Raw genomic sequence first — 13,740 nt, 5'->3', positions numbered from 1 at the left:
GGGGTATCAGACGGGAGTAATGCCGAGGATCTGGATGCTGTTCTGGGCTTTAAGATTCTTGACGCTTGCATCAGCAGTTCGCCCTTCCAGATCGTTCAGATCCAGTTCGGCGACGACAGGAAGGAGACGTTCCTTGATCAGTTTGGCGGCGTGCTCGTTGTCCGGGCATTCGTCGCACTCAAAAACTTCGTTGGCTGTTTCACCGTGATCATCCACGAAAGTGATTTTCCACTTTTGCATCACTGCCTCCTCGAACAAACCCGTAAATGGGCTTACATCCATCTGGACTTTTACCCAGACCGATCGTTCAAACAGATTACGCCGTGCAAGCATGAAAAACACGGTCCCTGTAGGAGCGAAGCTTGCTCGCGAAGGCGGCATATCAGTCAATAAAAATGTCGACTGAAACACCGCTTTCGCGAGCAAGCTTCGCTCCTACAGGGGTTTTGCGTATTTCTTCAGTCGTTGCTTGGCTTGTTCACGGCCTGCAACACGTATTGCGGCAAGGCGAACGCGCCGATGTGGATTTCCGGATTGTAGTAGCGGGTGACGATGCCGCTACCGGCAAAGCGCTGTTGCAGGGTTTCGCGGGACAATTTGCGATAAGCGGTGTTGGTCGCGCCCCAGGCAAAGGTCATCGAACCACCGATGTAGGTCGGCACGGCGGCCTGGTAGAAGTGCCAGTCCGGGAACAGGCTGCGCAGGCGGCCGGCGGTGGTTTTGACTTCTTCAATCTGCATGAACGGCGTGCCGTTCTGGGTCACCAGGATGCCGCCTTCGTTGAGGCAACGACGGCAGGCCTGGTAGAAGTTCTCCGAGAACAACACTTCGCCCGGACCGATCGGGTCGGTGGAGTCGGAAATGATCACGTCGAACTTTTCAGTGGTGGTGGCGACGAAACGCATGCCGTCGTCGATCACCAGGTTCAGGCGCGGATCATCGAATGCACCCTTGGAGTGGTTCGGCAGGAACTCCTTGCACATGTCGACCACGGTGCCGTCGATCTCGACCATGGTGATGTGCTCGACGTTACGGTGTTTGGCCACTTCACGCAGCATGCCGCCGTCGCCACCGCCGATGATCAGCACGCGCTTGGCGCTGCCGTGCGCCAGGATCGGCACGTGGGTGAGCATCTCGTGGTAGATGAATTCGTCGGCTTCGGTGGTCTGGATCACGCCGTCCAGCGCCATGACGCGGCCCATGCGCGGGTTCTCGAAAATCACCAGGTGCTGGTGTTCGGTGCGCACTTCGTGCAGCAGTTTTTCCATGCGAAAACGCTGGCCGTAGCCTTCGTAGAGGGTTTCCAGGTAATCGCTGGTTGGAGTGTTGCTCATGGGAAGTGCTCCGATGAATGCGGTGGCAACGGACGGTTACCCGCCCATGATGGCCAATCGATCAGCTCGATTGCCCGGGAAAGGCGCGCATTCTACGTCGCGGAAGATGACAGGTCGAACCTTCTGACTCCACATACCTGTAGGAGCGAGGCTTGCCCGCGAAGAACGATAACGCGGTCATTCAGTTAAACCGTGTAATCGTTCTTCGCGGGCAAGCCTCGCTCCTACAGGTTTTGTGTCGTTTTCGGGAAACGGGTCAGATACGCACGTTGCCCCGTGGCCCGGCGATGGCCCAGATGATCAGGCCCAGGACCGGCAGCAGCAGGATCAGCAGGACCCAGATGATTTTCATCACGGTGTCGGCGCCACTTTTCAGCACGTTGATGATTGCCCAGATGTCCAGGACAAGGATGATCAGGCCCACCAGGCCGTTAAACGTGGAACCCATGGTGTCGCTCCCTAAGCGTTGTGTGCCCTCTCAGGATAGTCGGCCCCAGGGGTTTCGTTTCATGCCATCAAACGTGGATGGCGACTTTCAGGGCTTCCAGGGAAGGCGCGGCAGCAATGCCGACCTCGGCGCACAGCTCGAGCACACGTGGTACGTCGTTGCCGTAGACCAGCACCACTTGCAGCTCGTCGTCGAGTAACTGGCTGAAATTCATCAGCGTATAACCGCCGTTTTCCTTGTTCATGCTGCCCATTTGCACCTGGATGCGATTGAGCGCGGTCAGCGCTTCGGTCTTGGCCAGTTGCTTGGGTTTGATGTTGAAATCCACGCCCGGACCAAACGAAGCGACAATCTGCGCGAACAGGTCCACATAGGTGTCAGCCTGGAACAGCACGGTTTCCGGCAGGCTGCCGACGACGACCCACTCGCCCAACGGAATCGGGAAGGTGTCGTCGTAGTTAATGTCTGGATTGGCTGTCAGAAAAGCCTCTGGATCGGCGTAGGCCTGGGCCGCTTCGTCGGCGACTTTGAGGATTTCGTCTTCGCTCATGCACCCGGAGCTGATTTTGCTGATGAGTTCGACGAGTGCGGCTTTCATGGGGGCGGAATCCTGTAGCGAGGGAATTTTGAAGGCGCGAAGGATAGCGCATTACGTCCCGCAGTTCCTGTGCGCGAGCGTGACCGGGAATGTTGACCCATATCAAGATCCGGCGCACGGGGCCGCGGCACAATGCTGGCACCTTGCCAATACTGTTTCCGCTATCAGAGAAGACCTCCATGGGTGCCTGGCTTAGCAACATCTCGCTGAAATATAAATTCTGGGCGGTCAATGCTGTCGCCTTCGTCACGACCCTGTTGTTGGTGCTGTATGCCGTACAGCTCGAACAACAGGCCCGCAGTCACGCATCCAAAGTGTCCGCCCAGGCACAGGCACGCCTGCTCGGCGCCTGGCCGGCCGGGCAAGCGCTGCCCAAGGCCGATAACCTGCTGACATTCAGTCGCGGGCACGCGCCGCTGCTCAACGATCAACCCGTGCTGGAACTGACGGACAGCAACGGCTGGGTCGAGATCAACTCGATGCCGCTGTTCGGCGAAAACCCGTTGATGGGCGCCGAAGTGTTCGCGCGTGCCGACGGCCAACACATCGCTGTGATTGCCTATGGCCCGAGCCTGAGCCAGGTGTTCGAAGAACGTTTCGCCAACTACGCCGTGGCGGTGTTCATCCTGATGCTGGCGATGCTCGGTGCGTCGCAATTGTTGATCCGCTTTCTGCTCAGCCAGCTCAATACGTTGAAAGACGTCATGCTCCACGTCGAAAAAACCGGCGACCTCTCGGCCCGTGTGCCGCTGGCCTGCACGGACGAAGTCGGGCAGATGGCCGGCGCGTTCAACGCGATGCAGGCCGGTTACCAGCGGGTGGTCAACACCGTCGCCAGCACCGCACGACAACTGGATGACGGTGCCGCTCGGCTGGCATCGAGCATGAACGAAGTGCGCCACGGCATGCTCGGTCAGCAAAGCGAGACCGATCAGGCCGCCACGGCGATCAACGAAATGACCGCCACCGTCTACCACATCGCCCAGCACGCCGGTGCCACCCGCGACCTTTCGAAAACCGCCGACACCCTGGCTGGCAGCGGCCAGGAAGTGGTCAGCCGCGTGCAGAAGTCGATTGCCGGGTTGTCCACTGGCGTCCAGCAGACGGCCGAGATGATTCAGCGTCTGGCCGAAGACAGCCAGAAGATCAACGGCGTGGTCAATGTGATCCACAGCATCGCCGAGCAAACCAATCTGCTGGCGCTGAATGCGGCGATTGAAGCAGCACGGGCCGGGGAAATGGGTCGTGGTTTTGCCGTGGTCGCCGATGAAGTACGCAACCTGGCCAAAAGCGTGCAGACCTCGACCGACGAGATCACCCTCATGGTTTCGGCGTTGCAGGCCGGAACGCGGGACGCGGTGGATTTCATGCAGGAAAGCTCGTTCAAGGCGGACGACTGCGTGCAGCAGGCGCAAGAGGCTGGCGCCGCACTGGCCGAAATCACCAGCGCAGTGGCGCAGATGCGCGAAAGCAATACCCAGATCGCCGTGGCGGCGGAACAGCAAAGCCAAGTGGCGGAAGAGATGAATCGGGCGGTGGTGAGTATTCGCGATGTGACCGAGAACACCGTGAAGCAGACCGTGGACTCGGCGACGACCAGTAATGAGTTGGCGGCGCTGGCCGGGGAACTGAGTAAGGCTATAGGTCAGTTGAAACTTTAAGGGCCTCTTCGCGGGCAAGCCTCGCTCCTACAAGGTCGGCGCAGACCCGTAGGAGCGAGGCTTGCCCGCGAAGGCGTCAGCTCAATCAATATCAATTTCGACCATGACACCTATCACTCCGATAGCCATCCTTGATTCGCCGCCCGCCCATGCCGCGCCTATTCTTCAATCATGTGTTCAACATGGATCGAGGATCAGCATCATGGGCAAACGTCACCCCAACCTTCCCGCCTGGCAATGGCGCGCTTACCCGGACAATCACCAGCACCCGGCCAATCTGGTGTTGCACCTGATTGCCGTGCCGCTGTTCATCGTGGCGTTTCTGCTGCTGGTTTGCGGGGTGTTCAGCCTGAGCTTTGCGAACTTCGCGATTGGCGTCATCGGCCTGCTCGCGGCATTGGGCCTGCAACGCCACGGTCACAGCCTGGAGGCGCAAGCCTCCGAGCCGTTCAGTGATCGCAAAGACGCGGTGTCGCGCCTGCTGGTCGAGCAGTTCCTGACCTTTCCACGGTTTTTCCTCAGCGGCGGTTGGTGGCGCGCCTGGCGTGAGCGCCACCGTCGTCACTGATCAGGCGAAAACCGTCACCGTCTGCCGGCTCATGGCAATCAACTGATTTTCTGCGTTCCACAGCTGCGCCGCCGCGTGACCGTAGCCGTCAGCGGCATGTTCGATTTCAACGAGGTACTTGCACCAGTCCAGCGTGCTCAATTCCAGCACCGGCTGGACGAATTCGATGGTCCAAGTCAGCGTGCTGCCCATCGCCGGTTTCGTCAGGTGCGGCATCAAGGATGGGGGCCAGGCGTCCACCAGCGCCAGAATATGCGCCTCACTGACCGCCTCTTCCTTCACATCCCCACGCAAGCGCACCCAACCGCCCATCTCGCGGGATTTATTGCCGGTGAACGGCAGGCCGCCAACACTCCAGCGCATCGCCAGATGGCGCATGAATTCCGGCAGTACGCCTTTGATAAATGGCAGCTCCTGACAATCGTCCCAGTGCTTCATTTCGGGGGCAGGCGTGGCGGTTACTGCCACTTCGGACGGTCGCGAGGCGCCAAAGCTGCCCTGGATGAGTGTCACCACCTGGCCCTTCTGCATCGCCCGACCCAGTACCTGGCTGACCGCCTTGCCTTCGCGCAGGACGTCAACTTCAAAACTGACCGGCACTTCAGGCTCGACCGGCCCGACAAAGGTGATCGCCAGCGAACGCACAGGACGATCCGCCGGCACCTTCGCGCGCATGGCTTCGTATTGCAAGGCGGCCACCAGGCCACCAAAACTGGCGCGACCCTGCGCCCATTCGGCCGGAATAGACAGCTCCAGCGGCTGGCTGCGGACGGCGTCGAGCAGATCGGAAAAGCGCATGGAAACCTCAAGGGCAGAAAAGGATGAAGGGATGTTAACCAGCCTGCGAGGATGGCACAGCGCCTATTCTGGCCAAAGAGACTGACAGATAGGCCGTGTGCACATCGATTCCAGATTCAACAGTGATCCCCTGTAGGAGCGAGCCTGCTCGCGATGGGCGTGAACGATAACGCATGCCGTCTGGAGACATGCATCGCCTTTAAGTCCATCGCGAGCAGGCTCGCTCCTACAGGGGTTTCAGGATTTGAAACAGGTGGCGCTGAGTTTGTCGAGCACACGGTCCGCACGGCCTTCGGCCTCGGCCATGGTGGTTTTCCAGACCGCCACGCAAGGTTGCAAATCGGCTTCTTCCTCAGCCCGGGCCAGCCATTGCCAGCAGTCGTGCCAATCGCCCAACGCAGCTTGGGCCGACTTCAATCTGGGCAGCGCCGGTTTCGGCAAGCGATCCAGCTCGGGATACGCCTCGATGCCATAACGCACGCGCTTGATCAGCAAGCGCAGACGATGGCGATCATGGGCGGGATCGTGCAGCGCCTGATCGAGTTTCTTCCATTGTTTGGCCAGGCGTTTCTCGATGCGTTGACGCAAGCCCTTGAGCAAACCCTGACGCTGCGAGGCGCGTAAAAAGCGCGGAAAGGCGTCAAGGATCATCAGCAACTGCAACAGCTCAGGGCTCGCCGCAACCGCCGGGTAAGCCTCGGCCATCTGCGCCATGCGCCGTTGCGCCGCCTCGGGTTGATCGTGCTCGAGCAAGTACGCCGCCAGCACTTCGCGATCGCGCAACGGCGTGGTCAACTGCCCCACGGCCGACGCTGCCGCTTCCAGTTGCTCGACACCGGGCAAGCCACGCAATGGTCGCAGCAGGCTGCGCAAACGGCGAACCGTGGTGCGCAGATCGTGCAACGCTTCCGGGTCGGTGCGGGCATTCAACCGGGCCTGACAGGCCAGCAAACGGACTTCCAGGCCCAGAACTTGAGCCACCAACCGATTAATCATGTGATTGACTCCAATTGTAGGAGCCGGCTTGCTGGCGATGGCGGCCGTGATGACGCCTTCACCAGCAAGCCGGCTCCTACAGATTAGCGCCTTGTTTAACGGCCAGCGCGTGACTCACGAATATAAAAGCGCGCCTTCTCGGCTTTCCTGGCGCAGCCTTCGAACGCTTCGAATTGCTGCTGGGTCTTGGCGCCGGTCAGCAACGACAGGGCCTTGGAGTAGCTGACGGTACCGGCAAAACCTTCGGCCTTGGCCAGGTCCAGCTCACGCCACGCCGCATCGAGCCCGTTGCCGCAGCTGTCACGGTAAGCGGTTTTGCCGGCACAACCGGCGAGTGCCAGCGCAATCAAGGGCACACAGATCCAGGCTTTCATCACTCACACCTCAACAATAGGAAAACAGTCGTGCAGGTAAGACGGTCCGGCGCGTGAAAAGTGCCTTGCTCCCGCCGCCGAAACTATAGCGCTCGGGAGAATAACCATCTGCCGCCATGGAGTGTCGAAAAAACGACGCCTTCACCCTGCCAAGCGACCTTGACGATTGAAGCGCGCCCCTCGATGGGTGCATTGTTGAACCTTGTCAGACGAGGGCGATTCATGAAAAAGCGCGTCGCACTGGTGCTGGGCTCAGGTGGGGCCCGAGGATATGCCCATATCGGGGTCATTGAAGAGATCGAACGGCGTGGCTACGACATCTCCTGCATTGCCGGCTGCTCGATGGGTGCAGTGGTCGGCGGGATTTATGCCGCCGGCAAACTGGATGATTACCGCAACTGGATCGAAAGCCTGGATTACCTCGACGTGTTGCGCCTGGTGGACGTCAGTTTTCGGCTGGGGGCGATTCGCGGCGAGAAGGTCTTCGGGCAGATCCGCAAGATCGTCGGCGAAATCAATATCGAAGACTTGCGCATCCCCTACACGGCGGTGGCCACCGACCTGACCAACCAGCAGGAAATCTGGTTTCAGGAAGGTTGCCTGCACCAGGCGATGCGCGCCTCGGCGGCCATCCCGAGCCTGTTCACCCCGGTGATGCAGGGCAATCGCATGCTGGTGGACGGCGGCATCCTCAACCCTTTGCCGATCGTGCCCGTGGTGTCGAGCCATTGCGACCTGATCATTGCGGTCAACCTCAACTCCACCAACCAGCGTCACTATCAATTGCCGGTGATCCAGCGCCCTGCCGCGTTCAGGACCCGGTTCGACAGCCTGATCAACTCGCTGGGTTCGAAAATGCCGTTCCGCCGCAAACAGGCAGAACAATTGCTGTTGCTGGAAAAGGAAGCGTTGATGGCCGAGGCGGCCGAGATCAATCCCTGGGTCGAGTCCGCCGAGCCCGAAGCCCAGCAACCGGCGGCCGCCCCTGAACGCGACGGCGCGCCGAAGTCGGCCACCGGTTCATTCATCATCGACAACGTGGGACCGGCGTCCTTGCTGGATTTGATCAACCAGAGTTTCGAGGTGATGCAGACGTCGTTGGCGCAGTACAAGATCGCCGGCTATCCGCCGGATATTCTGATCAACGTGCCGAAGCGGGTGTGCCGGTTCTTCGAGTTTTACAAGGCGCCGGAGTTGATCGCGCTGGGGCGCGAGATTGCGCGGGACACCTTGGATCGGTATGAGAATGAGCGGGATTCCTGAGGGGCTCGGGTGAATGCGAGGGCCTCATCGCGAGCAGGCTCGCTCCCACAGTGGATTGAGGTGAACCACAGATTTTGCGTCCACTGAAAATCAAATGTGGGAGCGAGCCTGCTCGCGATGGGGCCTGAAAATCCAGCGCAAAAATCAGAGCCCACCCTCACTCAACAACCGATACCCAACCCCCGCCTCGGTCACGATAAACCGTGGCTGCGTCGGATCATCCGCCAGCTTCTGCCGCAAATGCCCCACCACAATCCGCAGATAGTGACTGTCTTCGGTATGGGTCGGCCCCCAGATATCCTTGAGCAATTGCTGCTGAGTGATGACCCTTCCCGGATGCCGCGCCAGTTGCGCCAGGACTGCGTATTCCTTGCGGGTCAACGCCACTTCGACGCCTTCGAGCAGCACCCGGCGATACGCCAGATCCACGGTCAACGGGCCGAACGTCAACGCCGCTTGTTGCGCCTCGCCCACCGGCGCCTGACGCAACAGGGCACGCACCCGCGCCAGAAACTCCTGGATGCCGAACGGCTTGGTCACGTAGTCATTGGCGCCGCCATCCAGCGCTTCGACCTTCTGCCCTTCACCGGCGCGCACCGACAGCACCAGCACCGGCACCGTCGACCACTCACGAAACTCGCGCAGCACTTGCTGGCCGTCCATGTCCGGCAGGCCGAGGTCGAGCACCAGCAAATCGGGTTTGTTCAATGCGGCTTGCGCCAGGCCTTCGGTGCCGGTGCCGGCCTCCAGCACCTTGTAGCCTTGGGAGGCGAGGCTGATGCGCAGGAACTTGCGGATCTGCGGTTCGTCGTCGATGACCAAAATGGTCGCGGTCTGGCTCATGGTTTCCGGTCGCGGCATGGAGATGTCCAAAGGGTATCAGGCTTCACTTTCAGTACTCACTGTCCGCTCTCGATTTCAAAGGAAGGTTGTTCCTGCAAGGGCAAGTGAAGGGTGATGCAGGTGCCGCGCCCGTCGATGCCATCACCGACACTGATGCGCCCGCCGTGCGCGCCGACCATGCCCTGACAGATCGCCAGCCCCAGCCCGGTCCCCTGCCCGCCACGATCACCGCGTGCGGCGGTGTAGAACATGTCGAAAATCTTCGCCCGCTCCTCCTCCGGAATGCCCGGGCCTTCATCGCTGACCGAGAAGAACAGTTCGCTTTCATCCACGCCAGCGCGCAATTGCAAACGCCCATGCACCGGTGAAAACCGTGCGGCGTTTTCCAGCACGTTGACCAGCGCCTGCTCGATCAGCGCGGCGTGGACGAACAGCAGCGGCAGTTGCGCGGGCACATCGGTGCTGACCTGCAACGGCGCCAACACCGCGCGCAGGCGATTGAGCGAACTGCCAACGATGTCGGCCGGTGACACCCAGTCCCGCGCGAGCTTCAGCGCGCCGTGACCGAGGCGGGTCATGTCCAGCAGGTTTTGAATGTAGCGATCGAGGCGCTCGGCTTCATCGCGCGTGCCTTCGAGCAGTTCACGGCGATCCTCCAGCGGGATGGCTTCGCCGAGCGCCAACAGGCTGTCGATGCTGCCGCGCATGGAGGTCAGCGGCGTGCGCAGATCGTGGGACACCGAGGCCAGCAAGGCACTGCGCAGTTGCTCGGTTTCGCCGTGCAGCCGCGCCGCTTCCAGGTCTTCGGCCAGTTGTGCGCGTGCCAGCGCCTGGGCCAGCGGCTGACTGAGCGCGGTCAACAAGCGACGACGCTGACCGCTCAAGGTCTGCCCTTCTTTGGCACAGACGCCGAGCAACGCCAGCGGCCCGTCTTCCACCGAAAGCGGCCACCACCACCAACGCCCGAACGGCAACGTGCCGGTGCCCGCGCCCGCCGGTTGATCGTGTTGCCAGGCCCAATCGGCGGCGGCGCGTTCGGCTTCGGTGAATTCCAGGGGGCCACCGGTTTCGACTTTCCAGCCTGCCTGACCATCGCGATTGAGCAGGCACAGCTGCACGTCTTTCCAGCCGTTGAGGTGCTGCGCGGCGGCGCTGACCACGGCCTGGCGGTCGGTGGCGGCGGTGAGTTTGCGCGACAGGTCGAGCAGTTCGGTGGTCTCTTCCTGCGTATCGCGCAACGCCTGCAATTGCCGGCGCTGGCGCGCGGCGAGGTTGCCGGTGAGCGCAGCCATCAGCAGGAAAAACAGCAGCGTCAGTACGTCTTCTTCGCGCTGGATGCTGAAGGAAAAATTCGGCGGAATGAACAGAAAATCGTAGGTCAGAAACGACAGCGCCGCACAGGCCAGCGCCGGGCCGAGGCTGCTGCGCACCGCCACCAGCAACACGGCGGCGAGGAACACCAGCGAGATGTTCGGCAGCGGCAAGACACTCGCCACGGCCCAGGCCAGTGCGCTGGCGAGCACAGTTGCAACCAGCGCCAGCGCATAGTCGAACCACACCAGTGACTGCGCCGAACGCTGGCGCGGCTGATGCTGTTCGTGATCGCTGTCGAGGACGTTGATTTCCAGTCCACGTGCATCGCGCAGCAAGCGTGAGGCCAGACCACCGCCGAACAAGCGCCGACGCAAACGCTGCCGGGACTGACCGACCAACACCAGGCTGGCGCGGCGTTCGGCGGCGTGCTGGATCAGGGTTTTCGCAACTTCGCCGGCACGCAACAACACCACTTCGCCACCGAGACGTTCAGCCAGTTGCTGGGCACTTTGCAGACGCAGGCGCGATTGCTCGTCGCGCACGCTGCCGTTATCCACGTGCACCAGGCTCCACGGCAAATGCCGGCGCTGGGCGACACGACTGGCGTGACGCACCAGGCGTTCGGCCTGGGCATCGCCATCGACACCAACCAGCAGCCGACCGCGTACCGCAGGTGCCGCCTGGCCGAGCTGGCGATACCCTTGCGCCAGATCGTTATCGACCTGGGCCGCCGCCGTCTGCATCGCCAATTCGCGCAGGGCGGTGAGGTTGGTCTGGGTGAAAAACGCATCGATGGCCGCCCGCGCCTGCTCCGGCACGTAGACCTTGCCGTCGCGCAGTCGTTCGAGCAGCTCGCGTGGCGGCAAGTCGATCAGCAGCAGTTCATAGGCTTCTTGCAGCACCCAGTCCGGCAAGGTTTCGCGGACCTGCACGCCGGTGATGCCGCGCACCTGGTCGTTGAGGCTTTCCAGGTGCTGGACGTTGACCGTGGTGAACACGTCGATGCCGGCGGCGAGCAGTTCCTGAATGTCTTGCCAGCGCTTGGCGTGACGACTGCCGGGTGCGTTGCTGTGGGCCAGTTCGTCGACCAGCACCAGTTTCGGTTTGGCCGCGAGCAGGCCGTCGAGGTCCATTTCTTCGAGCATCACGCCACGGTATTCCGAGCGCACCAGCGGTTGCTGCGGCAAGCCGCCGAGCAGCGCTTCGGTTTCGGCACGGCCGTGGGTTTCGACCACGCCGGCGATGACTTTTACGCCCTGGCGCAGTTGAGTGTGGGCCGCTTGCAGCATGGCGTAGGTCTTGCCGACACCGGGCGCGGCACCGAGAAAAACCTTGAGCCGGCCACGGCCATCGCGGGGCAGGTCTGCTAACAGCGCGTCGGCGCGGCCGGAGTCACTCATGTTTGAAGCTCTCTTTTTTCAGGTGTTGATGTGGTGATTGTTCTATCGCCATCGCTAGCAGGCTAGCTCCCACAAGGGGTACGCATTCTCATGTGGGAGCTAGCCTGCTAGCGATTGGCGGCGCCACCGATTTACAACTTTTCCAACGCCATATTCAGCGCCAACACATTCACCACCGGCGGGCCTACCAACGGCTGTTCGATGTGCGCGGCCAGCAGATTCTGAAGCGTAGACACCGGCAGATTCCGCGTCGCCGCAACACGCGCCAGTTGATAGGCAATCGCCGCTGGTGGCAAGTGCGGATCAAGCCCGCTGCCAGAAGTGGTCAGCAGCGCCAACGGCACCGGCCCCTGGCCTGGCACCAGCAGTTTATTGGCATCGTCGATCACCCGAGTGGCCAGGGCCGGGTTGCTTGGCGACAGGTTGCTGGCGCTGCTCGATACCGTGGCGAAAGCACCGGCCGACGGGCGTGGATGGAACCACGCGTCACCGGTGAAATCCTGGGCAATCAGCGAAGAGCCGCGGACTTTGCCGTCGGCGTCACGCACGAGGCTGCCATTGGCCTGGTCAGGGAACGCGACCTGCGCGACGCCAGTGACCACCAACGGGTAAGCGACGCCGGTGATCAGGGTCATCAGGACCAGCAGGCTCAGGGCCGGACGTATCATTGTGGACATTTCAAAATCCTCGAATTCGGTGAACAGATTCGGTGTTCATATAGATGAACCGTGGTGCATTCTTCGCGAGCAAGCTTCGCTCCTACAGGGCGGTGTCACACCTGTAGGAGCCGGCTTGCCGGCGATCGAGCGCGAAGCGCTCGCCAAGGGTCAAACCAGATGCAACGCCGTCAACAGCATGTCGATCGCCTTGATGCCCACGAACGGCACCAGAATCCCGCCCAGTCCGTAGATCAACAGGTTGCGGCGCAACAACGCCGCCGCACTCGCCGCCTGCACACGCACGCCACGCAAGGCCAGTGGAATCAGTACGACAATGATCAAGGCGTTGAACACGATTGCCGACAGAATCGCGCTCTGCGGACTGCTCAGTTGCATGACGTTGAGCACACCCAGTTGCGGGTAGATCGAGGCGAACAGCGCCGGCAGAATCGCGAAATACTTGGCCACGTCGTTGGCGATGGAAAAGGTCGTCAGCGCACCGCGAGTCACCAGCAATTCCTTGCCGATCTGCACCACGTCCAGCAGCTTGGTCGGGTCGCTGTCGAGGTCGACCATGTTGGCCGCTTCGCGCGCCGCTTGCGTGCCGTCGTTCATCGCCATGCCGACGTCGGCCTGGGCCAGTGCCGGGGCGTCGTTGGCGCCGTCGCCGCACATGGCAACCAGACGACCGTCGTTCTGTTCATGACGAATACGCGCCAGTTTTTTCTCCGGCGTAGCTTCAGCCAGCACGTCGTCCACACCGGCTTCGGCCGCAATCGCCGCGGCGGTCAGCGGGTTGTCGCCGGTCACCATGACGGTGCGAATCCCTAGCTTGCGCAGCTCGGCGAAACGCTCGCGGATGCCTGGCTTGACCACGTCCTTGAGGTGAATCGCGCCGAGCAATTTACCGTCGGCGCACACCAGCAAAGGTGTGCCGCCGCTCTGGGCGATCTTGTCGATTTCCCGAGACAGTGCCGGGGCGAGATCGGCGCGTTTCAGGCCGACGAACGCCAGCAGCGAATCCACCGCGCCCTTGCGATACACACGGCCCTGATAGTCGACACCGGACAAGCGAGTCTCGGCGCTGAACGGCACCGCCGTCAGCACTTCGGTGGCAGGCTCGGGTTGTGGATGAACGCCGCGCAGGTACTCGACGATGGACTTGCCTTCCGCGGTGTCATCGGCCAGCGAAGCGAACAGCGCGCCCTCGGCCAGCTCCTTGGCGCTGACACCCGGTGCGGCATACACCGCGGTGCAACGACGATTACCGAAAGTGATGGTGCCGGTCTTGTCCAGCAGCAACACGTGCACGTCCCCCGCCGCTTCCACGGCGCGCCCGGACTTGGCGATCACGTTCAGGCGTACCAGACGGTCCATACCGGCAATACCGATGGCCGAGAGCAAACCGCCGATGGTGGTCGGAATCAGCGTGACCAATAACGCCACCAGGAACACCAGCGGCAGGCTGCCGTTGGCGAAGTGGG

14 protein-coding genes are annotated in these 13,740 nt (G+C 61.6%); 3 read left to right on the top strand and 11 right to left on the bottom strand.

What is annotated here, in order from left to right:
- Nucleotides 1-6: 6 nt before the first annotated feature.
- From PMI32_RS0128745 to PMI32_RS19825, 4 genes are all read right to left on the bottom strand, one after another.
- Nucleotides 7-240: a hypothetical protein gene (locus tag PMI32_RS0128745; protein WP_008042188.1), complete on the bottom strand. Its 234-nt coding sequence runs from the start codon at nucleotides 238-240 to the stop codon at nucleotides 7-9.
- Between the two features lie 218 nt (nucleotides 241-458).
- Entirely contained in the window at nucleotides 459-1,334 is an 876-nt protein-coding gene (gene speE, locus PMI32_RS19815) for a polyamine aminopropyltransferase (RefSeq protein ID WP_008027310.1), read from the bottom strand.
- 256 nt (nucleotides 1,335-1,590) lie between these two features.
- Nucleotides 1,591-1,782: a PLDc N-terminal domain-containing protein gene (locus tag PMI32_RS19820; protein WP_008027309.1), complete on the bottom strand. Its 192-nt coding sequence runs from the start codon at nucleotides 1,780-1,782 to the stop codon at nucleotides 1,591-1,593.
- A gap of 67 nt (nucleotides 1,783-1,849) precedes the next feature.
- Nucleotides 1,850-2,380: a hypothetical protein gene (locus tag PMI32_RS19825; RefSeq protein WP_008027307.1), complete on the bottom strand. Its 531-nt coding sequence runs from the start codon at nucleotides 2,378-2,380 to the stop codon at nucleotides 1,850-1,852.
- A gap of 179 nt (nucleotides 2,381-2,559) precedes the next feature.
- On the opposite strand from PMI32_RS19825, the gene PMI32_RS19830 reads away from it, so the two are divergent.
- Together PMI32_RS19830 and PMI32_RS19835 are read left to right on the top strand one after the other, a co-directional pair.
- Complete coding sequence (locus PMI32_RS19830; RefSeq protein ID WP_008027306.1) at nucleotides 2,560-4,041, top strand: methyl-accepting chemotaxis protein; 1,482 nt, start codon at nucleotides 2,560-2,562, stop codon at nucleotides 4,039-4,041.
- A gap of 202 nt (nucleotides 4,042-4,243) precedes the next feature.
- On the top strand, nucleotides 4,244-4,609 hold the full coding sequence (locus tag PMI32_RS19835; RefSeq protein ID WP_008027303.1) for an Mpo1-like protein: 366 nt from the start codon (nucleotides 4,244-4,246) through the stop codon (nucleotides 4,607-4,609).
- On the opposite strand, the gene PMI32_RS19840 is transcribed toward PMI32_RS19835, so the two are convergent.
- The 3 genes from PMI32_RS19840 to PMI32_RS19850 form a co-directional block, all read right to left on the bottom strand.
- Entirely contained in the window at nucleotides 4,610-5,407 is a 798-nt protein-coding gene (locus tag PMI32_RS19840; RefSeq protein ID WP_008027301.1) for an acyl-CoA thioesterase, read from the bottom strand.
- A gap of 237 nt (nucleotides 5,408-5,644) precedes the next feature.
- The gene (locus tag PMI32_RS19845; protein ID WP_008027300.1) at nucleotides 5,645-6,403 is read right to left on the bottom strand and encodes a CHAD domain-containing protein; all 759 of its coding nucleotides are present in this window, start codon (nucleotides 6,401-6,403) and stop codon (nucleotides 5,645-5,647) included.
- Nucleotides 6,404-6,498: 95 nt separating this feature from the next.
- Entirely contained in the window at nucleotides 6,499-6,777 is a 279-nt protein-coding gene (locus PMI32_RS19850) for a hypothetical protein (protein ID WP_008027298.1), read from the bottom strand.
- A gap of 222 nt (nucleotides 6,778-6,999) precedes the next feature.
- On the opposite strand from PMI32_RS19850, the gene PMI32_RS19855 reads away from it, so the two are divergent.
- The gene (locus PMI32_RS19855; protein WP_008027297.1) at nucleotides 7,000-8,040 is read left to right on the top strand and encodes a patatin-like phospholipase family protein; all 1,041 of its coding nucleotides are present in this window, start codon (nucleotides 7,000-7,002) and stop codon (nucleotides 8,038-8,040) included.
- Nucleotides 8,041-8,184: 144 nt separating this feature from the next.
- On the opposite strand, the gene PMI32_RS19860 is transcribed toward PMI32_RS19855, so the two are convergent.
- From PMI32_RS19860 to kdpB, 4 genes are all read right to left on the bottom strand, one after another.
- Nucleotides 8,185-8,883 (bottom strand): response regulator, encoded by a 699-nt coding sequence (locus tag PMI32_RS19860; protein ID WP_032828669.1) that lies wholly within the window; start codon nucleotides 8,881-8,883, stop codon nucleotides 8,185-8,187.
- Nucleotides 8,884-8,939: 56 nt separating this feature from the next.
- The gene (locus PMI32_RS19865) at nucleotides 8,940-11,597 is read right to left on the bottom strand and encodes a DUF4118 domain-containing protein (protein WP_008027291.1); all 2,658 of its coding nucleotides are present in this window, start codon (nucleotides 11,595-11,597) and stop codon (nucleotides 8,940-8,942) included.
- 131 nt (nucleotides 11,598-11,728) lie between these two features.
- On the bottom strand, nucleotides 11,729-12,274 hold the full coding sequence (gene kdpC / locus PMI32_RS19870; RefSeq protein ID WP_008027289.1) for a potassium-transporting ATPase subunit KdpC: 546 nt from the start codon (nucleotides 12,272-12,274) through the stop codon (nucleotides 11,729-11,731).
- 150 nt (nucleotides 12,275-12,424) lie between these two features.
- A partial coding sequence (gene kdpB, locus PMI32_RS19875) for a potassium-transporting ATPase subunit KdpB (RefSeq protein ID WP_008027286.1) occupies nucleotides 12,425-13,740 on the bottom strand: 1,316 nt, incomplete at its 5' end.

The organism is Pseudomonas sp. GM60, assembly GCF_000282415.1.
Taxonomy (GTDB): Bacteria; Pseudomonadota; Gammaproteobacteria; order Pseudomonadales; family Pseudomonadaceae; genus Aquipseudomonas; species Aquipseudomonas migulae.
This window is presented reverse-complemented; position numbering and strand designations above follow the sequence as displayed.

What these genes read in the sequence shown, in the direction of transcription:
- PMI32_RS0128745 (WP_008042188.1), bottom strand. Translation starts at nt 240, where the DNA reads ATGCAAAAGTGGAAAATCACTTTCGTGGATGATCACGGTGAAACAGCC.
- speE (WP_008027310.1), bottom strand. Translation starts at nt 1,334, where the DNA reads ATGAGCAACACTCCAACCAGCGATTACCTGGAAACCCTCTACGAAGGC.
- PMI32_RS19820 (WP_008027309.1), bottom strand. Translation starts at nt 1,782, where the DNA reads ATGGGTTCCACGTTTAACGGCCTGGTGGGCCTGATCATCCTTGTCCTG.
- PMI32_RS19825 (WP_008027307.1), bottom strand. Translation starts at nt 2,380, where the DNA reads ATGAAAGCCGCACTCGTCGAACTCATCAGCAAAATCAGCTCCGGGTGC.
- PMI32_RS19830 (WP_008027306.1), top strand. Translation starts at nt 2,560, where the DNA reads ATGGGTGCCTGGCTTAGCAACATCTCGCTGAAATATAAATTCTGGGCG.
- PMI32_RS19835 (WP_008027303.1), top strand. Translation starts at nt 4,244, where the DNA reads ATGGGCAAACGTCACCCCAACCTTCCCGCCTGGCAATGGCGCGCTTAC.
- PMI32_RS19840 (WP_008027301.1), bottom strand. Translation starts at nt 5,407, where the DNA reads ATGCGCTTTTCCGATCTGCTCGACGCCGTCCGCAGCCAGCCGCTGGAG.
- PMI32_RS19845 (WP_008027300.1), bottom strand. Translation starts at nt 6,403, where the DNA reads ATGATTAATCGGTTGGTGGCTCAAGTTCTGGGCCTGGAAGTCCGTTTG.
- PMI32_RS19850 (WP_008027298.1), bottom strand. Translation starts at nt 6,777, where the DNA reads ATGAAAGCCTGGATCTGTGTGCCCTTGATTGCGCTGGCACTCGCCGGT.
- PMI32_RS19855 (WP_008027297.1), top strand. Translation starts at nt 7,000, where the DNA reads ATGAAAAAGCGCGTCGCACTGGTGCTGGGCTCAGGTGGGGCCCGAGGA.
- PMI32_RS19860 (WP_032828669.1), bottom strand. Translation starts at nt 8,883, where the DNA reads ATGAGCCAGACCGCGACCATTTTGGTCATCGACGACGAACCGCAGATC.
- PMI32_RS19865 (WP_008027291.1), bottom strand. Translation starts at nt 11,597, where the DNA reads ATGAGTGACTCCGGCCGCGCCGACGCGCTGTTAGCAGACCTGCCCCGC.
- kdpC (WP_008027289.1), bottom strand. Translation starts at nt 12,274, where the DNA reads ATGTCCACAATGATACGTCCGGCCCTGAGCCTGCTGGTCCTGATGACC.